The sequence below is a fragment of the Streptomyces sp. NPDC033131 genome, assembly GCF_055578365.1.
This window is the reverse complement of record NZ_JBVIPA010000037.1, coordinates 83,340-103,289: the sequence shown is the minus strand read 5'-3', so window position 1 is coordinate 103,289 and position 19,950 is coordinate 83,340. Positions and strand designations below refer to the sequence as shown.

Below are 19,950 nucleotides of genomic sequence, written 5' to 3'. Positions count from 1 at the left end.
CCCGCGGACGTCGAACTCGCCGCATAACCCCACCAAGACCGAATCACCCCAAACCCGACAGGGGTGCCTTGACGAAGGACATAGAGGCACCCCCCGCCGAACCCGGGACCCGCTCACCCTCGATACGCGCCCTACCCCCGCAGCCGCTCCCGTGCCTCCATCAGCGCGAACCCCAGCAGGTTCGGCCCTCTCCACCGCTCCGGATCCCTCGCCGCCTCGTCGTCCGCGGCGAGGCCGATGCCCCACACCCGGTCCACAGGGCTCGCCTCGACCAGCACGCGCTCGCCCGTGCCCAACAGGAAGCCGCGCAGTTCGGGGGCCGAGGCGAACTTGTGCACGCTGCCCTCGACCACGATCCCGAAGCGCTCGCGCTGCCATATCGCCTCGTCGAAGCCGCGGACCAGCCGCCCCGCCTTCTTCGCCTCGGCGGGATGCCCGGCCGCCAGCACTCGCCGCTCCGCCTCCGCGTCGTCGAAAAGCCGCGCCTTGCCGGCCATCATCCAGTGCTCGGCGGTCGCGTAGGCCACACCGTCCACCACGAACGGTGACGGCCACCACTGGCTCAGACAGCTCGCGCCCACACGCCCGTCGGGCCGCGGCCGGTGGCCCCAGAAATGCAGATACTTGATCTTCGCGCCCGCCCGGGCCTCTCTGACCAGCGCTTCCCGTGAGTCGATCTTCCCCGTGGTTCCTTCCATGCACGCGAGTCTGGCAGCCACCACTGACAGTCCGTCCCTCCTTTTCCATGCCGAATCGACACCTGGTCGACAGATTCCGTCGCGTAACCAAAAGGCAACAACGGAATCACTTGTTGAGTGCCCTCTGCTCTGTCAGGATCGGCACTCAATTCGAGCTGGAGCTACGCCACCCGCCTGCGATGTACGCGGGGCGACGGCGGAGGAGAGCGAGAGCGACATGCACAACCCGGTCAATGCCACCCCGGAACGCTTTCCGGCCCAGGACCGCTTCGCGGACGGCGCGCAGTTCATCGCGGGGCGCCTGGCCAAAGGCACCTCCGGCCTCACGTACGCGGTCGTCGACCCCTCGACCGGCGCGGAGGTGTACACGTACGAGTTGGCGGGCGCCTCGGACGTGGACGCGGCCGTCGCCGCCGCCCGTGCGGCCTTCCCGGGCTGGTCCTCGGCCACCCCGGGCGACCGCTCCGACGCCCTGCACCGCTTCGCCGCCGTGCTCGCCGGCCGCGCGGAGGACTTCGCCCGCGCCGAGTCCCTCCAGTGCGGCAAGCCGCTCAAGCTGACCCGCGAGTTCGACGTCCCGGGGACGGTCGACAACACCGCCTTCTTCGCCGGTGCCGCCCGCCACCTCCAGGGGCAGTCGGCCGGCGAGTACTCCGGCGACCACACCTCGTACGTACGCCGTGAACCCATCGGCGTCGTCGGCTCCATCGCGCCGTGGAACTACCCCCTCCAGATGGCCGCCTGGAAGATCCTCCCGGCGATCGCCGCGGGCAACACGATCGTCCTGAAGCCCGCCGAGCTCACCCCGCTCACCTCCCTGCTCTTCGCCCAGGCCGCCACCGACGCCGGGATCCCGGACGGCGTGATCAACATCGTCTCCGGCACCGGCAAGGAGGCCGGCGAACACCTCGTCGGCCACCCGGACGTGGCGATGGCCTCCTTCACCGGCTCCACCGCCGTCGGCAAGCGGGTCGCCGAGGTCGCCACCGCGACCGTCAAGCGCCTCCACCTGGAGCTCGGCGGCAAGGCGCCCTTCGTGGTCTTCGACGACGCCGACCTGGAGGCCGCCGTCCACGGTGCGGTGGCGGGCGCGCTCATCAACACGGGGCAGGACTGTACGGCCGCCACGCGCGCGTACGTACAGCGGCCCCTCTACGAGGCGTTCGTCGAGCAGACGGCCGCCCTCATGGAGACCGTCCGGCTGGGCGATCCGTTCGCGCCGGGCACCGACCTCGGCCCGTTGATCTCGCACGCCCAGCGCGACCGGGTCGCCGGGTTCGTCGACCGGGCGCGCGGCTCCGCGCGCGTGGTGACCGGAGGGGAGGCTCCGCAGGCGGATCTGAAAAACGGTGCCTACTATCGCCCCACCCTGGTGGCGGACGCCGCCCAGGACAGCGAGATCGTCCAGTCCGAGATCTTCGGCCCGGTCCTGGTCGTCCTGCCGTTCGACAGTGACGACGAGGGCATCCGGCTGGCCAACGACACGCCGTACGGTCTCGCCGCCTCCGCCTGGAGCCGGGACGTCTACCGGGCGAACCGCGCCACCCGGGAGATCAAGGCGGGCTGCGTATGGATCAACGACCACATCCCGATCATCAGCGAGATGCCGCACGGCGGGTACAAGGCATCCGGCTACGGCAAGGACATGTCCGCGTACTCGTTCGAGGAATACACCCAGGTCAAGCACGTCATGTTCGACAACACCGCGATGCCGCGCAAGGACTGGCACCGCACGATCTTCGGGGACCGATAGCCGCATTCGGGCCGCCTGACCCGCGGCCGCCCACCATCCTCCCGAAAGGGCACCACGCGCATGGAGCAGTACGAGCCCGACCGCCTGTCCCCGGCCCAGGTGGCCGCCATGCGGCGCAGCTTCAGGAACGGCAGGGCCGCCCTCACTCGCCGTTCGCTGCTGCGCGCCTCCGCGGGCGGCGCGCTCGCGGCCGGCGGTCTCGGGGCGCTGAGCGCCTGCGGCATCCCCGCCGCGGGCAAGACGCAGGGCGGCGTCTCCGCGGACGACCGCTCGGCGAAGGAGAAGACCGTCGCCTTCTCCAACTGGACCGAGTACATGGACGTCGACGACAGCGGCAAGCACCACCCGACGCTGGAGCAGTTCACGAAGCGGACCGGCATCAAGGTCAAGTACACCGAGGACATCAACGACAACAACGAGTTCTTCGGCAAGATCAAGCCGCAGCTCGCCGCGGGCCAGGACACCGGCCGGGACATCATCGTCCTGACCGACTGGCTGGCCGCCCGCCTCATCCGCCTCGGCTGGGTCCAGAAACTCGACCCGTCGAACCTCCCGCACGCCTACGCCAACCTGTCGGCGCAGTTCCGCGACCCCGACTGGGACCCCGGCCGCGCCTACTCGTACGTCTGGCAGGGCATCTCCACGGTCATCGCCTACAACAAGAAGGCGCTGGACGGCGTCGAGGTGAAGTCGGTCTCCGACCTGCTCGACAACCCCAAGCTCAAGGGGCGGGTCGGCTTCCTGTCGGAGATGCGCGACAGCATCGGGATGACCCTGCTCGACATGGGCAAGGACCCGGCGAACTTCACCGCGGACGACTACGACGCGGTGATCGCCCGGCTCCAGAAGGCCGTCGACAAGGGGCAGATCCGCCGCTTCACAGGCAACGACTACACCTCCGACCTGACCAGCGGTGACTTCGCCGCCTGCATCGCCTGGGCCGGTGACGTCGTCCAGCTGAAGGCGGACAGCCCCGACATCGACTTCATCATCCCGGACAGCGGTTACATGACGTCGACCGACAACCTGCTGGTCCCCAACAAGGCGCGTCACAAGACGAACGCCGAACGGCTCATCGACTTCTACTACGAGCCGAAGCCGGCCGCCGAACTCGCCGCGTACATCAACTACGTGTGTCCCGTCGACGGAGTGAAGGCGGAGCTGGAGAAGATCGACGCGGATGCGGCGAACAACCCGCTGATCATCCCCGACAAGGCCATGGCCGAGAAGTCCCACGCCTTCCGCTCACTGAGCTCGAAGGAAGAGACGGCCTTTGAAGAGAAGTTCGCGAAGCTGACTGGGGCGTGATCACCGTGACGACGAACAAGACGGACCACGGAGGCGACGTCCGCCTCTCGGGAATCAGCAAGACCTACGGCTCCTTCACCGCCGTGCACCCGCTCGACCTGACCGTTCCGCAGGGCTCCTTCTTCGCCCTGCTCGGCGCCTCCGGCTGCGGCAAGACCACCACCCTGCGCATGATCGCGGGCCTGGAGGAACCTTCCTCCGGCACCGTCTTCCTCGGCGACCAGGAAGTCACCCACCTGCCGCCGTACAAGCGGCCGGTGAACACGGTCTTCCAGTCCTACGCCCTCTTCCCGCACCTCGACATCTTCGAGAACGTTGCCTTCGGCCTGCGCCGGCGCGGCATCAGGTCGGTGAAGAAGCAGGTCGAGGAGATGCTCGACCTCGTCCAGCTCGGCGAGCAGGCCCGCAAGAAGCCGCACCAGCTCTCCGGCGGCCAGCAGCAGCGCGTCGCGGTCGCCCGCGCCCTGATCAACACCCCCAAGGTGCTCCTCCTCGACGAACCCCTCGGCGCCCTCGACCTCAAGCTGCGCCGGCAGATGCAGCTGGAGCTCAAGCGCATCCAGACCGAGGTCGGCATCACCTTCGTCCACGTCACGCACGACCAGGAGGAGGCCATGACCATGGCCGACACGGTCGCCGTGATGAACGCGGGCCGCGTCGAACAGCTCGGCTCGCCCACCGACCTCTACGAGAACCCGCACACCACCTTCGTCGCCAACTTCCTGGGGACCTCCAACCTCATCGAGGCCGAGGTCGACTCCAGGAGCGGCGACGAGATCGTGCTGAAGGCGGGCGCCGGCAAGCTGGTCCTCCCCGAGGCGCGGTGTTCGGCGCCCACACAGGCCGGCGGCAAGGTGCTGGTCGGCGTCCGCCCGGAGAAGATCTCCCTCACCCACGCCGACGACGCGGGTGAGATCCCGGCCGGCCGCAACTGCATCACCGGCACGATCGCGAGCAGCAGCTTCATCGGCGTCTCCACGCAGTACGTCGTCGACAGCCCGGTCTGCCCGGAGTTCGAGGTCTACGCGCAGAACATCGACCGCGACACGCGCCTCGTGCCCGGTGCCGACGTCGTCCTGCACTGGAGCCCGGCCCACACCTTCGGCCTGGACGCGGCACAGGACATCGACGCGGGCACCGACGAAGTGGTGGCCGCCTGATGTCGACGCTCACGGAGGCACCCCCGCCTCTCGCCCCTACGGCCCCGGAGAAGAAGCCCCCGCGCAAGCGGGGCCGCCTCACGCCGTACTGGCTTCTGCTGCCCGGCATCCTCTGGCTGCTGATCTTCTTCGCGCTGCCGATGATCTACCAGGCCTCCACGTCCGTGCAGACGGGCTCCCTGGAGGAGGGCTACAAGGTCACCTGGCACTTCGCCACCTACTGGGACGCCCTGTCCGAGTACTGGCCGCAGTTCCTGCGCTCGGTCGCCTACGCCGCCGCCGCGACCGTGCTGTGCCTGCTGCTCGGTTACCCGCTGGCCTACCTCATCGCCTTCCGCGCGGGCCGCTGGCGGAACCTGATCATGATCCTGGTGATCGCGCCGTTCTTCACCAGCTTCCTGATCCGTACGCTCGCCTGGAAGACGATCCTCGCGGACGGCGGCCCGGTCGTCGGCGCCCTCAACACCCTGCACGTCCTGGACGTCACCAGCTGGCTCGGCTGGACCTCCGGCGACCGCGTGCTGGCCACGCCCCTCGCCGTCGTCTGCGGCCTGACGTACAACTTCCTGCCGTTCATGATCCTGCCGCTCTACTCCTCGCTGGAGCGCATCGACGGCCGCCTGCACGAGGCGGCGGGCGACCTGTACGCGCGGCCGGTCACGGTCTTCCGCAAGGTCACCTTCCCGCTGTCGATGCCGGGCGTGGTCTCCGGCACGCTGCTGACCTTCATCCCGGCGGCCGGCGACTACGTCAACGCGGACCTGCTCGGCTCGACCGACACCCGCATGGTCGGAAACGTCATCCAGAGCCAGTTCCTGCGGATCCTCGACTACCCGACGGCCGCGGCACTGTCCTTCATCCTCATGGCCGCGATCCTCGTGATGGTCACGGTCTACATCCGCCGGTCCGGAACGGAGGACCTGGTCTAAATGGCCTTCGTCACCTGGCTCAAGCGCCGTCTCGTCGTCATCGCGGGACTGCTGACGCTCGGATATCTCCTGCTGCCGAACATCGTCGTCACGGTGTTCTCCTTCAACAAACCGAAGGGGCGCTTCAACTACGAATGGCAGCAGTTCTCCACGGACGCCTGGCAGGACCCGTGCGGGGTCTCCGACCTGTGCGGCTCGCTGTCACTCAGCCTTCAGATCGCCTTGTGGGCCACGCTCGGCGCCACCGTCCTCGGCACGGCGATCGCCTTCGCCCTGGTCCGCTACCGCTTCCGGGCGCGGGGTGCCGTGAACTCGCTGATCTTCCTGCCGATGGCGATGCCCGAAGTCGTCATGGCCGCCTCCCTGCTCACCCTGTTCCTCAACATGGGCGCGCAGCTGGGCTTCTGGACGATCCTCATCGCCCACATCATGTTCTGCCTCAGCTTCGTCGTGACGGCGGTCAAGGCACGCGTGATGTCGATGGACCCGAAGCTGGAGCAGGCCGCACAGGACCTGTACGCCGGCCCGTTCCAGACCTTCGTCCGGGTCACCCTGCCGATCGCGGCACCGGGAATCGCGGCGGGCGCGCTGCTCGCCTTCGCGCTGTCCTTCGACGATTTCATCATCACGAATTTCAACGCGGGCTCGACCGTCACCTTCCCCATGTTCGTCTGGGGTTCGGCACAGCGCGGAACACCCGTGCAGATCAACGTCATCGGTACGGCCATGTTCCTGGTCGCCGTACTGCTCGTCCTGACCTCGATGGTCGTAGGAAGCCGCCGCACCAAGCACGAGGCGTAGCCGGCCACACCCTGTAGGGAGTTGACATCATGGCCCCGAGCGCCATGAGCCGTTGGACGAAGTCCCTTTCCGACGTCCAGCCGGTCCCGTACTGGCTGGACGACCCCGGCAAGCCCCACCCCGAACCCGCCCTCACCGGCGCCGAGACCTGTGACCTGCTGGTCGTGGGCGGCGGATACAGCGGACTGTGGACCGCGCTCCTCGCCAAGGAGCGCGACCCGCAGCGTGAGGTCGTCCTGCTGGAGGGCCGCGAGGCGGGCTGGGCCGCCTCGGGCCGCAACGGCGGCTTCTGCGCCGCCTCCCTCACCCACGGTCTGTCCAACGGCCTGACCCGCTGGCCGGACGAGATCCACCGGCTCCAGGAGCTGGGCGCCCGCAACCTCGACGAGATCGAGCGGGCGGTCGCCCGGCACGACCTCGACTGCGACTTCGAACGCACCGGCGAGATCGACGTGGCGACCGAGCCGTACCAGGCACGGGAACTGCGGGACCGGCACGAGGAGATGAAGCGCGCCGGTCTCGCCGACGGCGTGGAGTTCCTGGACACGGAAGCCGTACGCGAGCAGGTGGCCTCACCCACCTTCCGGGCCGGCCTCCACGACCGCCGGGGCGTCGCCCTGCTCAACCCGGCGAAGCTCGCCTGGAACCTGAAGCGGGCGTGCCTGAGGCTCGGCGTCCGCGTCCACGAGCACACTCCCGCCTTCACCCTGAAGCCGTACGGCGCCGGGATGGCCGTACGCACCCCGTACGGCTCGGTCCGCGCCCGCAAGGTCGCGCTCGGCACCAACATCTTCCCGAACCTGGTCCGACGGGTCCGGGCGTACACCGTCCCGGTCTACGACTACGCGCTGATGACCGAGCCGCTGACCGCCGCCCAGTCGGCGTCGATCGGCTGGAAGAACCGACAGGGACTGGGGGACAGCGCCAACCAGTTCCACTACTTCCGCCTCTCCGCGGACAACCGCATCCTCTGGGGCGGCTACGACGCGGTCTATCCGTACGGCGGCCGGGTGCGCGCCGAGTACGACGACCGACCGGAGACCTACGCCAAGCTCGCCGAGCACTTCTTCACCTGCTTCCCGCAACTGGAGGGCGTCCGCTTCACGCACGCGTGGGGCGGCGCGATCGACACCTGCTCGCGCTTCTCGGCGTTCTACGGCACGGCCCACCACGGGAAGGTGGCCTACGCGGCGGGCTACACGGGCCTCGGGGTCGGAGCCACCCGCTTCGGTGCCGAGGTGATGCTCGACCTGCTGGCGGGGCGGACCACGGAGCGCACTTCGCTCGACATGGTCCGCAGGAAGCCGCTGCCCTTCCCGCCGGAGCCCTTCGCGTGGACGGGCATCGCCCTCACCAAGTGGTCGCTGGCGCGGGCGGACGCGCACGGCGGGCGGCGCAACCTGTGGCTGCGGACGATGGACCGGTTCGGGCTGGGCTTCGACAGCTGACCTGCCCCACGCGATCCGGTTCACTCCAACGTGGTGCCGGAACCCGCGTAATGCCGGCCGGGAACCTCCCTCTCTCCAGTGACGCGACCCGCGTCCACGACGAAGCAGGGAGGTCCCTTCATGACCGGGGTGAAATCGGCGGTCGACTGGCTCGCATCCGTGGCGCCGGATCCCGAGGCCTGCCGCTGGGAATGGGAACGCCACCCCCACGGGGTCGCACTACTTCCCGCCGGCAAGGCCTGGGACGTGCTGATCCTGCCGGGTGAGCTCGGCTACCCCACGCTCGACGTCCTCACCCGCATCATCGACCAGCCGGGCCCGGTGCTGGTCGACTTCGGTGACGCCCGGATGGGCTTCTTCGTGCCGCCGGGCACCGCTGCCCGCTGGCTCGGCACCGGTATCCGTACGGCGGGGGCGGGCACCTGGATCGTGGTGCCGTACCCGGGCCGCTCCACCGGCGGAGTGCGCTGGCTGTTCCCTCCGGACGGCTCCGGCACCCTCACGGACCCGGCGCTCCTCGAACTGGCGATGCACGACGCGGCGGCGGGCCTGGTGAGGGACGAGGGCGACTAGGGGCACCAGCTACGCGGTCGTACGCCGCATCCGGTAACTCGCCGTCCGCCGACTCGTCGGCCGCCCGTGCGGCCGACGCGGAAGGCCTCTGCGGACCCTTTGTCCGGGCTCGCCGTCGGGCGTCCCCCGCCCGAGGAACAGCCACAGCGACGAGAGCAGCACCGCACACAGACACCAACTGGCCACGACATCCAGGGGCCAGTGGTAGCCGCGGCGGACCAGGCCGAAACCCACGCCGAGGTTGACGGCCGCGCAGGCGGCGAAGAGCGCACGGCGGGCGCAGGCCGTGCCCAGCCATGGGGCGAGCAGCATGGTCGCGGCGCCGTAGGCGATGGCGGCCGTGGCGGTGTGGCCGGAAGGGTAGTAGCCGGTGCCCGGGGGCATGACCGGGGTGCCCGGGCGGGCCGTGAGTTCCTTGAGCGGGATGATCAGCGCCGGGACCAGAGCCATGAGCACGGCCGCGGCGGTGGCCGGAAGCCACCAGCGGTCTGTACCAATGCGGCGGGCCCGCAGGGCGGCATACCCGAGCACGACGGCGAGGACCGGGACCGCGACCTGGACGTTCCCCAGGTCGGCGAGGAGTCCGGAGACGCGGTCCGGGTGGACCAGGGCACGGCTGACGCGTTCGTCCACGCGCAGCAGCAGGCCGTCGTCGACGACCTGCCAGGTGATCAGCGCGAAGAGGAGGGCCGGAAGCCCGAGGAGGAAGAAGAAGGAGGTCGGCCGCCCCGGAACAGGGGGGGTGGTTCCGGGGCGGCCGATCAGATCGGATGGTCGCGCGCCCCGGGGGGTTTGGGGCGAGCGACTGTCCGATCGGTGAGGAGATCCAGAGCCGGAGGCTCCGGTTGTGTGCGCGAGGGCACGACCAGGTCGAAGCTGGGGAGGCCCCGGCCTGATGTCGCCCACAGTCCCCTGTGGGCGGGGTGTATCTCTCATCTGGGTAGAACCTACGACAGGCGACGGGCCGAAGACAGGCGGAATCGCGTCCTGACAGCCACCTCGCACACCTTCTTCACACGCTCTGCCGCTCCCCACCGCAGCACCGGAATCCGCGGTGAACTCCGGGGGTGGGACAGGTGTGACTCCTGTGACGTCAGATGCGCGCGAAGGCCTGCTCGATGATGTCGAGGCCTTCGTTGAGGAGGTCGTCGCCGATCACCAGCGGGGGCAGGAAGCGCAGCACGTTGCCGTAGGTGCCACAGGTCAGGACCAGCAGGCCCTCCTGGTGGCAGGCCTTGGCGAGCGCGGCGGTCGCCTCCGGGTTCGGCTCCTTGGTGGCACGGTCCTTGACCAGCTCGATGGCGATCATGGCGCCCCGGCCGCGGACGTCGCCGACGATGTCGAACTTCTCGGCCATGGCGGTGAGGCGGGCCTTCATGACGGCCTCGATGTGCTTCGCCCTGGCGTTGAGGTCCAGCTCCTTCATCGTCTCGATCGAGCCGAGCGCACCGGCGCAGGCGACCGGGTTGCCGCCGTAGGTGCCGCCGAGGCCGCCCGCGTGCGCGGCGTCCATGATCTCGGCGCGGCCGGTGACGGCGGCGAGCGGGAGGCCGCCCGCGATGCCCTTGGCGGTGGTGATCAGGTCGGGGACGATGCCCTCGTCCTCGCAGGCGAACCACTGGCCGGTGCGGCAGAAGCCGGACTGGATCTCGTCGGCGACGAAGACGATGCCGTTGTCGGCGGCGAACTCGCTGATGGCCGGAAGGAAGCCCTTCGCCGGCTCGATGAAGCCGCCCTCGCCGAGCACCGGCTCGATGATGATCGCCGCCACGTTCTCCGCGCCGACCTGCTTGGTGATCTGGTCGATGGCCTGCGCGGCGGCCTCGGGGCCGGCGTTCTCCGGACCGGTCGGCCAGCGGTAGCCGTACGCCACCGGAACGCGGTAGACCTCGGGCGCGAACGGGCCGAAGCCGTGCTTGTACGGCATGTTCTTCGCGGTCAGCGCCATCGTGAGGTTGGTGCGCCCGTGGTAGCCGTGGTCGAACACAACGACCGCCTGGCGCTTGGTGTACGCGCGGGCGATCTTGACCGCGTTCTCGACGGCCTCGGCGCCCGAGTTGAACAGCGCGGACTTCTTGGCGTGGTCGCCCGGCGTCAGCTCGGCGAGGGCCTCGGCGACCTCCACGTACCCCTCGTACGGCGTGACCATGAAACAGGTGTGGGTGAAGTCGGCGAGCTGGGCCGCGGCCCGGCGCACGACGGCCTCGGCGGAGGCGCCGACGGACGTGACCGCGATACCCGAGCCGAAGTCGATGAGACGGTTGCCGTCGACGTCCTCGATGATTCCGCCGCCCGCGCGCGCGGTGAACACGGGCAGCACGGAGCCCACACCCTGCGCGACCGCGGCCAGGCGGCGGGCCTGAAGCTCCCGCGACTTCGGGCCGGGGATGGCGGTGACGACGCGTCGCTCCTGCGGAAGTGCGGTCATGGGGGGCTCCTGAGGTGTTGCTCGTGCCGACTGTTGCCTTCTCTTTCCTCGCAGGCTAAGGCGGGGACCGGGGGGCGGGCATGCTCCATGTGGGCGTTGTCGGCCGCCCCGGTTGTCCGCGGTGGACATGGCGTCACGGTCACGGGTCACTGCCCGTCCGGCCGCGTAAGCGGTGAACTCCCCAGGCGAGGGCGTTAGATTGACTCGCTGACGGTGGACGGAACGGCTGGTCAAGGGGCGAGGGCGATGGACAGCGACGGGACGCGGGACGCGCGGGGTACGCATGCGAATCCTGTGCCACGTCCGGCAGGGCCACCCGAGGTCCCGGCGATGCCGCCGCGGCCGACCGCGGCCCCGGCCCCGGGCGTGCCGCCGATGCCGGACGGATCGGCCTTCCTCGCGTGGCTGAGGGCACCCCGGCCGGAGGCGGCACCGGGCGTGTGGCGGTTCGGGCACAGGCCGCGACCGGAGGAGGAGCCCGAGCAGATTCCTACGCGGCAGCTGCTGAGCGGGGCGGTGATCGCGTTCCTCTGCGGATGGCTGCTCTGCTCGCTGCTGTGGAACGGCTACCTGGGCGGCTTCTGGCAGTGGCCGTGGTACGTGTTGGCTCCGGATTCCTGGACGCAGGGACGGTCCGAGCTGGGAGGTTCGCTGTCGTACGTCTACTCCGGTCTGGTGTTCGCGGCGATCTTTGCGGTCTTCGGGAAAGTCGGCCGATGGGACGAGATCTGGCGCCGCTACGGCCCGCCCGCCTGGCGGCGCACCGCGCCGACGGCGACGGAACGGCCGCCCGCCCCCGAGCAGGACCCCGCCGAGTGGCCCCACCTGCGGGCCGCCGGAGCCGTCGACGCCGCCGAGCGGCTCGCCGCCGAGGCCCGGGCCGGACTGATGCGGGACGTCGACCACGCCCGGATCGACCGCGCCTGGCAGGGCGTGCGCAGCGGCCGGCACAGCCTCGCCACCTTCACCGGTGCGGTGCTCGGCGAAGGCGCCGCAGCCTGCGCGCACCCCTCCGGCGAGCGCGACCTGTCGACCCGGCTCGCCCGGCACGACCTGGTCACCGGCCAGGTGCGCCTCGGCACCACGGCCGACGACGCCCGCAACCCGTACGCCTACCGCGGCACCGGCCTCGGTCTCGGCCCCGAGCTGCTCGGCACCTCGCTCCTCGCCGTCGGACCGCCCGGCTCCGGCAAGACCGGCACCGTCGTGAACCCGATCGCCGAGTCGCTGTGCCTGCACGCGCTCGCCGGGCGCGCCGCCGTCGTGGTGGTCGGCGCGGCGGGCGCCGGGCTCGGCCCCGCCGACGCCTACGACGTCGTCGTACGGATCGGGAATCCGGAATCGGTGTACGACCTCGATCTGTACGGCGGGACGACGGACCCGGACGAGGCCGCCGCGGTGCTCGCCGAGGCGCTCGTCGGCGACCTCGCCGAGCCGCACCAGGGCGGGGACACCCGGCGTTCCACGACCGTCCTCGCCCAGCTCCTCGGACCGTTCCACGCGGTCCACGGACGTTTCCCCTCCGTACCGGAGCTGCGGCAGCTGCTCGACGGCGCGCCCGCGCCGCTGGCCGCGCTGCGCAAGGGCCTCGAGGACGCCCGGCAGGAGGCGCTGCTGCGCGAACTGGACGCGCGGGAGCGGCAGCTGGGACACCCGGGGGACGTGGGCGGAGTGCTCGCGGACCGGGTGGCGCTGCTCGACCGGCCGGCCTTCGCGGGGTTCTTCGACACGTCCGGACAGTCGCGGCCCTTCTCGCTGAAGGCCCTGGACCACCCGGTGCGGGTGCGGATCGACCTGCCGCAGCGCGGGCACGCCGACGCCTCGCGGATGCTGGCCCGGCTGGTGCTGGCCCAGTTCACGGCGAGCGTGGCGGTCCGGGAGGACCGGTCGCTGTTCGCCTGCCTGGTGCTGGACGACGCCACCGGCGTGGTGACGCCCGAGGCCGTACGGGGCATCCAGCGGCTGCGGTCGGGCAACGCCGGGGTCGTGCTGACGCTGCGCACCCTGGACGACGTGCCGAGGCCGCTGCGCGGGCCGCTGCTCGGGGCCACCGGGTGCCGGATGGCGTTGTCCGGGCTCACCCCGTGGGACGGGCAGGACTTCGCCGAGGTCTGGGGCAAGGAGTGGATCGAGGCGCGGGACGTCACCGACCGGCAGATCATCGCCGAGACTCCGGCCGGCAAGGTGCTGCACGCGGTACGCCGGGTGATCACCGGCAAGGCGCCGACCGCGCGGGCGGTGACCGTGCGGCAGGTCGAGCGGGAGCGCTGGTCGGCGTCCGAGCTCGCCCACGTGCCGCCGGGGCACGCGGTGCTGTCGCTGACGAGTGTGCGGGGGGAGCACGCGCCGCCGCTGCTGGTGGATCTGCGGCGCTGACGTACGGGGATGACGTCACGGGGTGACCGTACGGTGAGGCAGAATCGGCACAGGCCGTTCATACGGTTCGGCCAAAAGATCACAAAGATCACGACGGTCACACATACCTGAAGGCCTCATGCCCCCCACGCTCGCCTCGCTCGTCCATCACTCCGCACTGAAGCTGACCGTGCGGGCTGGCGGGGACCGCCTGGACGTGCCGGTCCGCTGGGCACACGTCAGCGAGCTCGCCGACCCCGTGCCCTACATGGAGGGCGGGGAACTGCTGCTGATCACCGCCCTGAAGCTGGACGTGGGGGACGCGGAGGCGATGGCACGCTACGTGAAGCGGCTGGTGGAGGCGGGGGTGGTGGGGCTCGGCTTCGCCGTGGGGGTCACCTACGACGAGGTCCCCCAGGCGCTCGTCGACGCCGCCGAACAGGAGGGGCTGCCGCTCCTCGAGGTGCCGCGCCGCACTCCCTTCCTCGCCATCAGCAAGGCCGTGTCCGCGGCGATCGCCGCGGACCAGTACCGGGCGGTGACCGCGGGCTTCGCGGCGCAGAGGGAACTGACCAAGCAGGCACTGACGGACGGCCCGGAGGGGTTGCTGAGTTCACTCGCCTCGCAGGTCGACGGGTGGGCGGCGCTCTACGACGCCTCCGGCGCCGTCGTCGCCACCGCGCCGGAGTGGGCGGGGCGGCGGGCCGCCCGGCTCACCGCGGACGTCGAGCGGCTGCGGGAGCGGCCCGCGCCCGCCTCCTCGGTCGTGGGCGGCCCCGAGCACGAGGACCGGGTCGAGCTGCACTCGCTGGGCACCGGGCGACGGCCGCGGGCTGCGCTGGCCGTGGGGACGGCCGCGACCCTCGGTACGGCCGAGCGGTACGCCGTCCACTCGGCCATCGCCCTGCTGACCCTCACGACGGAACGCTCACGCTCCCTGCACGCGGCCGAGCAGCGGATCGGCACGGCGGTGCTGCGCATGCTGCTCGCCGGGGAACCGGACCACGCGCGGACGGTCGCCGGGGATCTGTACGGCGCTCTGCTGGACGCCCCCTTCCGGATGATCGTCGCCGAGTCGGCCTCCGCGGCGTCGGCCGCGCGAGTGCAGACCGAGGGCCCCGCGCGTGTGCCGCTCGGCAAGCCGACCGCCGCGACGCTCGCCGCGGCCGACACCAACGGTGATCCGCTGGGCGCACTCACCGAGGTCGTGGAGTCGGCCGCGGCCCGCTCCGGAGAGGCCGTACTGGTCGTGCCGGAGAACGAGGGAGGCGAGGGGCAGCGGCTGGTGGTGCTGGCCACGGACGGCGGTGCCGCGGTGGCCGCGTGCTCGGAGTACGCGGCCGCGCTGGAGGCCGCGCGCGCGGGGGTGCGGGAGCAGACGGCCGGCGGTGACGTGGACGAGCTGGTCGTGGGGCTGTCGACGCCGGTCGGGCCGATCGCCGCGGCGGCCGCGTACAAGCAGGCCGAGCAGGCGTTGTCGGTGGCTCGGCGGCGGGGGCGGGTGCTGGTCGAGCACGAGCAGGTGGCGGCGGGGTCCGTGCTGCCGTTGCTCGCGGACGACGCGGTGAAGGCGTTCGCGGACGGGTTGCTCCGGCCGCTGTACGAGCATGACGCGACCGGGCGGGGGGATCTGGTGGCCTCGTTGCGGGCGTGGTTGTCGCGGCACGGCCAGTGGGATGCGGCGGCCGCGGATCTTGGAGTGCACCGGCATACGCTGCGGTATCGGATGCGGCGCGTCGAGGAGATCCTGGGGCGGTCGCTGGACGATCCGGATGTGCGGATGGAGCTGTGGCTGGCGTTGAAGGCGACGTCGGCGGAGTAGGACGGACGCCGGGGTGGTGGTGCGCCGGAGTTCCGCCCCCAGACCCCCGGCCCGCGCCCACCCACCACCCGACTCGCCCCGATGGACGGCGACCCACCCTGCCAATCCGGCGCACCCCCCATCCCCACCACTCCACCCCGGCCAAACACCCTCGACCCTCCCCACCCCTACCGTCGGACACATGACTTCCACCCACGCCTTCTGGCTCGCCGGCCGCCAGGCCACCGGCGAGGACAGCTTCGACGTCACCTCGCCCTGGGACGGTCGCCTCGTCGGCAAGGTCGCCATGCCGAGCGACGCGCAGATCGAGGAGGCCGTGGCCGCCGCGCACGCCGTACGGGACGAGTTCGCCGCCACCCCCGCCCACGTCCGCGCCGCCGCCCTGGACCACGTCAGCAGGCGGCTGGCCGAGCGCACCGAGGAGATCGCCCAGCTCATCTCCGCGGAGAACGGCAAGCCGATCAAGTGGGCCCGCGGCGAGGTCGGCCGGGCCGTCTCCGTGTTCCGGTTCGCCGCCGAGGAGGCCCGCCGGTTCAACGGCGGTGAGGCGCAGCGCCTCGACACGGACGCCGGCGGGCAGGGCCGTCTCGCCCTCACCCGCCGCTTCCCGAAGGGGGTCGTGCTCGGCATCGCGCCGTTCAACTTCCCGCTGAACCTGTGCGCCCACAAGATCGCCCCGGCGATCGCGGCCGGCGCCCCGATCATCCTGAAGCCGGCGCCCGCCACCCCGCTCTCCGGGCTGGTCATCGGCGAGCTGCTCGCCGAGACCGAGCTGCCGGCCGGCTCCTGGAGCATCCTTCCGGTGCCCAACGACCGGATGCCCGCCCTCGTCCAGGACGAGCGTCTGCCGGTCATCTCCTTCACCGGTTCCGAGAAGGTCGGCTACGCGATCATGGACTCGGTGCCGCGCAAGCACTGCACCCTGGAGCTGGGGGGCAACGGCGCCGCGGTCGTCCTCGGGGACTACGCCTCCGACGCCGACCTCGACTGGGCCGCCACCCGCATCGCCGCCTTCTCCAACTACCAGGGCGGCCAGTCCTGCATCTCCGTCCAGCGGGTCGTCGCGGACGCCTCCGTCCACGACCGGCTGCTGCCCCGCGTGGTCGCCGCCGTCGAGGCCCAGGTCACCGGTGACCCGTCCGACGACAAGACCGACGTCGGGCCGCTGGTCAGCGAGGACGCCGCCAAGCGGGTCGAGGCGTGGGTGCGGGAGGCCGTCGAGGCGGGAGCGCGGCTCCACACCGGCGGCGAGCGCGACGGCGCCTCCTACGCGCCGACCGTCCTGACCGACGTACCGGCGAGCACCACCATCTCCTGCGAGGAGGTCTTCGGGCCGGTCCTCACGCTGCAGAAGGTGGACGGCGAGGCCGCGGCCTTCGCCGCCGTCAACGACTCCAAGTACGGCCTGCAGGCAGGCGTGTTCACCCACGACCTCCAGGCCGCCTTCCGTGCCCACCGCGCCCTGGAGGTCGGCGGTGTCGTCATCGGCGACGTGCCCTCCTACCGGGCCGACCAGATGCCGTACGGCGGGGTCAAGCAGTCCGGTGTGGGCCGCGAGGGCGTGAAGTTCGCGATGGACGACTACACGTACGAGCGGGTCCTGGTCCTGACCGGCCTGGCCCTCTAGCTCATGGGAACCATTTTCATATAGGCTCCCCGAAGGGGTCCGGCACCGATGCCTTCCGGTGCCGGACCCCTTCTCTGTGCCGGTCTTCCCCGGACCCTCAACCGGAGAAGCCGACATGCGCGAGCCGCACCGGGCCGCGCAGCCTGAGATGGACGTCGTGCACGCCGTCGGCGACGACGCCGGCGCCGAGCGTGGTGTAGGCGTACGGCCCGGAGTCGGACGCCCCCGACGTCAGGGTGGCGAGCACCGCACCGCCGTCGAGAGAGAACTCGACCACGCCCTCGCCGCACACGGTCACCCGCACCTCCGTGACCCCGGAGCCGAAGTCGCAGCCGCGGTACGCCAGTTCACCGGTCCGGCCCTCCGTCGCCGTCACCGCGTCGCCCGACGTCTTCGTACGGTCGACGATCTCGACACCGCTCTGTTCGTCGAAGCCGGCCGCGTCCAGGCCGCGTTCGCGCACGGGACGGGGGGCCGAGGGCTCGCCGTCCAGCAGGACGGTCGTACGGAGGCGGACGTCCTCGCTGGAGGCGCCGGCCAGCAGCGCGCAGGGGCCCGGCTCTCGGCGCAGGCGGCCCTGGGCCACGTCCCAGAAGGCGAAGGCGCCCAGCGGGACTTCGAAAGCCAGCTCGGCCTGGGCGCCCGGCGCCAGGGTCACGCGCTCGTGCGCCAGCAGTTCGCGGCGCGGGCGCGGGACCACCGGGTCCACGGCGCGGGTGTAGAGCTGGGCGACCTCGTCGGCCGTGACGTCCCCGGTGTTCGTGACCGTGAAGGAGACGTGCAGCGTCTCGCCCTCCGTGCGGGAGGCGAGATCGCCGTACGAGAACGTCGTGTACGACAGGCCGTGGCCGAACGGGAAGAGGGGCGTGCCCTCGAAGTAGAGGTACGTCTGGCGACTGCCGATCACGTCGTAGTCGAGGAGGCCGGGCAGGTCGGCGTCGTCGGCGTACCAGGTCTGCGGGAGGCGGCCGGCGGGGGACACGTCGCCGGCCAGGACGCGGGCGAGCGCGGTGCCGGCCGCCTGGCCGCCGTGGGCGGTCCACAGTGCCGCCCGGAGGTCGGAGGTGTCGACCGCGTAGGGGTAGGCGGAGGTCAGCACCAGGACGGTGTTCGGATGGGCGGCGCGGGCGGCGCGCAACAGACGCTCCTGCTGGGCGGGCAGGCGCAGGGTCGTGCGGTCCTCGGTCTCACGGCCGTTGATGTGCGGGTCGTTGCCCGCGACCACCAGGACCACATCCGCCTCGGCGGTAACCCTGGTCACTGCGTCCTCGCCGCGTTCGACGACGATGAGCTCGAACGTTTCCGGATTCTCGTCGGCAACCTTCACCCCGTCGGCGGCGACAGAGACGTGGCGACCCGTGCCGACGTGCTTGAGGAGGTGTCCGCTCCCGTGCGGTTCCAGCCGGAAGGTCTCCTGGACGACCCAGCCGCCGGGCTGGTCGGCGGAGGCGCGTACGTAGCCGTCCTCGGCGACCGAGAGGTACCGGCCGTCGGGCGCGCGCAGGGTCAGCACGCCCTCGCCCCAGTCGACGAGCGCGAGTTCGGTGCCGACGGCTGCCGCGGCGAGCGGGGGGAGGTCGGTACGGCCCGCGAGGAGGGCCGGGTCCAGCGCGCCCTCGGCGCCACGCGCCTCGTCGGCCACGCCTTCGGCGGAGGGCACCTGGAGGAACGTACCCGCCGAGGTCTTCAGCAGGACCCGGTCCACTCCCTCCGCGAACTCGACGCGCTCGGCGCCGAACCGCTCGTACAGGCCCTCCAGCGGGGTCGAGCGGTGGATGAGGGTGCCGCTGTACCAGTCGAGCTTGCACTCGTCGGCGAGCAGGCCCACCACGGCGATCCGGGTGTCCGGGGCCAGCGGCAGCACGCCGTCGTTCTTGAGCAGAACCACGGCCTGCTCGGCGGCCTCCTGGGCGAGCGCGCGGTGCGCCGGCGTGTCGAAGTCCTTGGTGTCCGCGTGCGGGTCGTAGTGCGGGTCGAACTCGCCGAGGCGGAAGCGCACCGAGAGCTGGCGGCGTACGGCGGCGTCGATGTCGGCCTCGGTCAGCAGGCCCTGTTCCAGGGCCCCCTTGATGCGTGCGACGATCTGCGAGCTGTCCGTGCCGTGGTCGGTGAAGCTGTCGACGCCGGCGAGGATCGCGGCCGCGGTGGCCTCCTCGTGGGTGTCGAAGTAGTGCTCGGAGTCGACCAGGTTGGAGGGCGCCCCCGCGTCCGAGCAGACCAGCAGCTCCTCGTCGGTCCAGGCGCGCAGGTGCTCGCGCAGATGGGGCGAGACGTGGTTCGGACGGCCGTTGACCAGGTTGTACGCCGGCATCACCCCGGCCGTGGCGCCCGCCTCGACCGTCTCGCGGAAGGCGGACAGGTCGTACTCGTGCAGCACCCGCGGGCGGACCGAGCTCGACGCGGTGGCCCGGTCCGTCTCGTTGTTGTGCGCCAGCCAGTGCTTGAGGACCGGCGCCGTGCGCCAGTACGTCGGATGGTCGCCGCGCAGGCCGTGCGTGTAGGCGGTGGCGATGGCCGAGGTGAGCTTCGGGTCCTCCGAGTAGCCCTCCTCGTTACGGCCCCACAACGGGTGCCGGAGCAGGTTGACCGTCGGCGCCCAGATGTTGAGGCCCACGCGGTCGTCGCGGGCGCGCATCGCCCGGACCTCCTTGGACACCGCCTCGCCGACCCGGCGTACCAGATCGGTGTTCCAGGTCGCGCCGAGGCCCACGGCCTGCGGGAACACGGTGGCCGGGCCCATCCAGGCCACGCCGTGCAGGGCCTCCTGGCCGGTGCGGAACCCGGCGACGCCCAGCCGCTCGACGGCGGGCGCGAACTGGTGCAGGAAACCGACCTTTTCGTCGAGGGTCAGCCGCGACAGCAGGTCGTCGATGCGCTTCGCGAACGGCAGGCGCGGATCGCGGAAAGGCGTCGTAGGCGGCGTTTGTGCGGTCACGTGGGGATCCCCTTGCGATGGAGCGGCGAAGCGCTTTCGAAGCGCTTCGATGCTCATTCGATCCGGGGGCGGGTGTCAAGACACCCCAAGGCAACAACTCCGACTCCCGACCG

General features: G+C 71.3%; 14 protein-coding genes. 10 read left to right on the top strand and 4 right to left on the bottom strand.

Translation table 11 applies throughout. From position 1 onward, the window contains the following. Positions 1–131: 131 nt before the first annotated feature. Positions 132–698 carry an NADAR family protein gene (locus ACZ5XS_RS35190; protein WP_468658275.1) on the bottom strand — a complete coding sequence of 189 codons (567 nt, stop codon included), beginning with the start codon at positions 696–698 and terminating at the stop codon, positions 132–134. Between the two features lie 217 nt (positions 699–915). Here ACZ5XS_RS35190 and ACZ5XS_RS35185 point away from each other — a divergent pair, with 217 nt between their 5' ends. From ACZ5XS_RS35185 to ACZ5XS_RS35155, 7 genes are all read left to right on the top strand, one after another. Beyond that, positions 916–2,451, top strand: a complete 1,536-nt coding sequence (locus ACZ5XS_RS35185) for a gamma-aminobutyraldehyde dehydrogenase (protein ID WP_468658273.1) — start codon at positions 916–918, stop codon at positions 2,449–2,451. A 60-nt stretch (positions 2,452–2,511) separates the two neighbouring features. Next, positions 2,512–3,759, top strand: a complete 1,248-nt coding sequence (locus ACZ5XS_RS35180; protein WP_468658271.1) for a polyamine ABC transporter substrate-binding protein — start codon at positions 2,512–2,514, stop codon at positions 3,757–3,759. Continuing rightward, entirely contained in the window at positions 3,756–4,919 is a 1,164-nt protein-coding gene (locus ACZ5XS_RS35175) for an ABC transporter ATP-binding protein (protein WP_468658269.1), read from the top strand. Before ACZ5XS_RS35180 ends, ACZ5XS_RS35175 begins: the two co-directional genes overlap by 4 nt. Next, positions 4,919–5,848 (top strand): ABC transporter permease, encoded by a 930-nt coding sequence (locus tag ACZ5XS_RS35170; protein ID WP_468658267.1) that lies wholly within the window; start codon positions 4,919–4,921, stop codon positions 5,846–5,848. The genes ACZ5XS_RS35175 and ACZ5XS_RS35170 overlap by 1 nt, the downstream gene beginning before the upstream one ends. Then, positions 5,849–6,649, top strand: coding sequence for an ABC transporter permease (locus ACZ5XS_RS35165; RefSeq protein ID WP_468658265.1), 801 nt, complete (start codon positions 5,849–5,851; stop codon positions 6,647–6,649). A gap of 29 nt (positions 6,650–6,678) precedes the next feature. Further along, on the top strand, positions 6,679–8,097 hold the full coding sequence (locus ACZ5XS_RS35160; RefSeq protein WP_468658263.1) for an NAD(P)/FAD-dependent oxidoreductase: 1,419 nt from the start codon (positions 6,679–6,681) through the stop codon (positions 8,095–8,097). Between the two features lie 120 nt (positions 8,098–8,217). Beyond that, a complete protein-coding gene (locus ACZ5XS_RS35155; protein WP_468658261.1) occupies positions 8,218–8,670 on the top strand; it encodes a bifunctional DNA primase/polymerase in 453 nt (150 codons plus the stop codon). A gap of 9 nt (positions 8,671–8,679) precedes the next feature. Here the strand turns inward: ACZ5XS_RS35155 and ACZ5XS_RS35150 are convergent, their stop codons facing one another. Together ACZ5XS_RS35150 and gabT are read right to left on the bottom strand one after the other, a co-directional pair. Continuing rightward, positions 8,680–9,576: a phosphatase PAP2 family protein gene (locus tag ACZ5XS_RS35150; protein ID WP_468658259.1), complete on the bottom strand. Its 897-nt coding sequence runs from the start codon at positions 9,574–9,576 to the stop codon at positions 8,680–8,682. A 187-nt stretch (positions 9,577–9,763) separates the two neighbouring features. After that, the gene (gene gabT / locus ACZ5XS_RS35145) at positions 9,764–11,098 is read right to left on the bottom strand and encodes a 4-aminobutyrate--2-oxoglutarate transaminase (protein WP_468658257.1); all 1,335 of its coding nucleotides are present in this window, start codon (positions 11,096–11,098) and stop codon (positions 9,764–9,766) included. A 246-nt stretch (positions 11,099–11,344) separates the two neighbouring features. Here gabT and ACZ5XS_RS35140 point away from each other — a divergent pair, with 246 nt between their 5' ends. From ACZ5XS_RS35140 to ACZ5XS_RS35130, 3 genes are all read left to right on the top strand, one after another. After that, positions 11,345–13,474, top strand: coding sequence for a type IV secretory system conjugative DNA transfer family protein (locus ACZ5XS_RS35140; protein ID WP_468658255.1), 2,130 nt, complete (start codon positions 11,345–11,347; stop codon positions 13,472–13,474). Positions 13,475–13,592: 118 nt separating this feature from the next. Beyond that, positions 13,593–15,275: a PucR family transcriptional regulator gene (locus ACZ5XS_RS35135; RefSeq protein ID WP_468658253.1), complete on the top strand. Its 1,683-nt coding sequence runs from the start codon at positions 13,593–13,595 to the stop codon at positions 15,273–15,275. A 181-nt stretch (positions 15,276–15,456) separates the two neighbouring features. After that, complete coding sequence (locus ACZ5XS_RS35130) at positions 15,457–16,902, top strand: aldehyde dehydrogenase family protein (protein ID WP_468658251.1); 1,446 nt, start codon at positions 15,457–15,459, stop codon at positions 16,900–16,902. Between the two features lie 97 nt (positions 16,903–16,999). Here ACZ5XS_RS35130 and ACZ5XS_RS35125 read toward each other — a convergent pair whose 3' ends face one another. Continuing rightward, positions 17,000–19,837, bottom strand: a complete 2,838-nt coding sequence (locus ACZ5XS_RS35125) for a glycoside hydrolase family 3 C-terminal domain-containing protein (RefSeq protein WP_468658249.1) — start codon at positions 19,835–19,837, stop codon at positions 17,000–17,002. Positions 19,838–19,950: the final 113 nt, after the last annotated feature.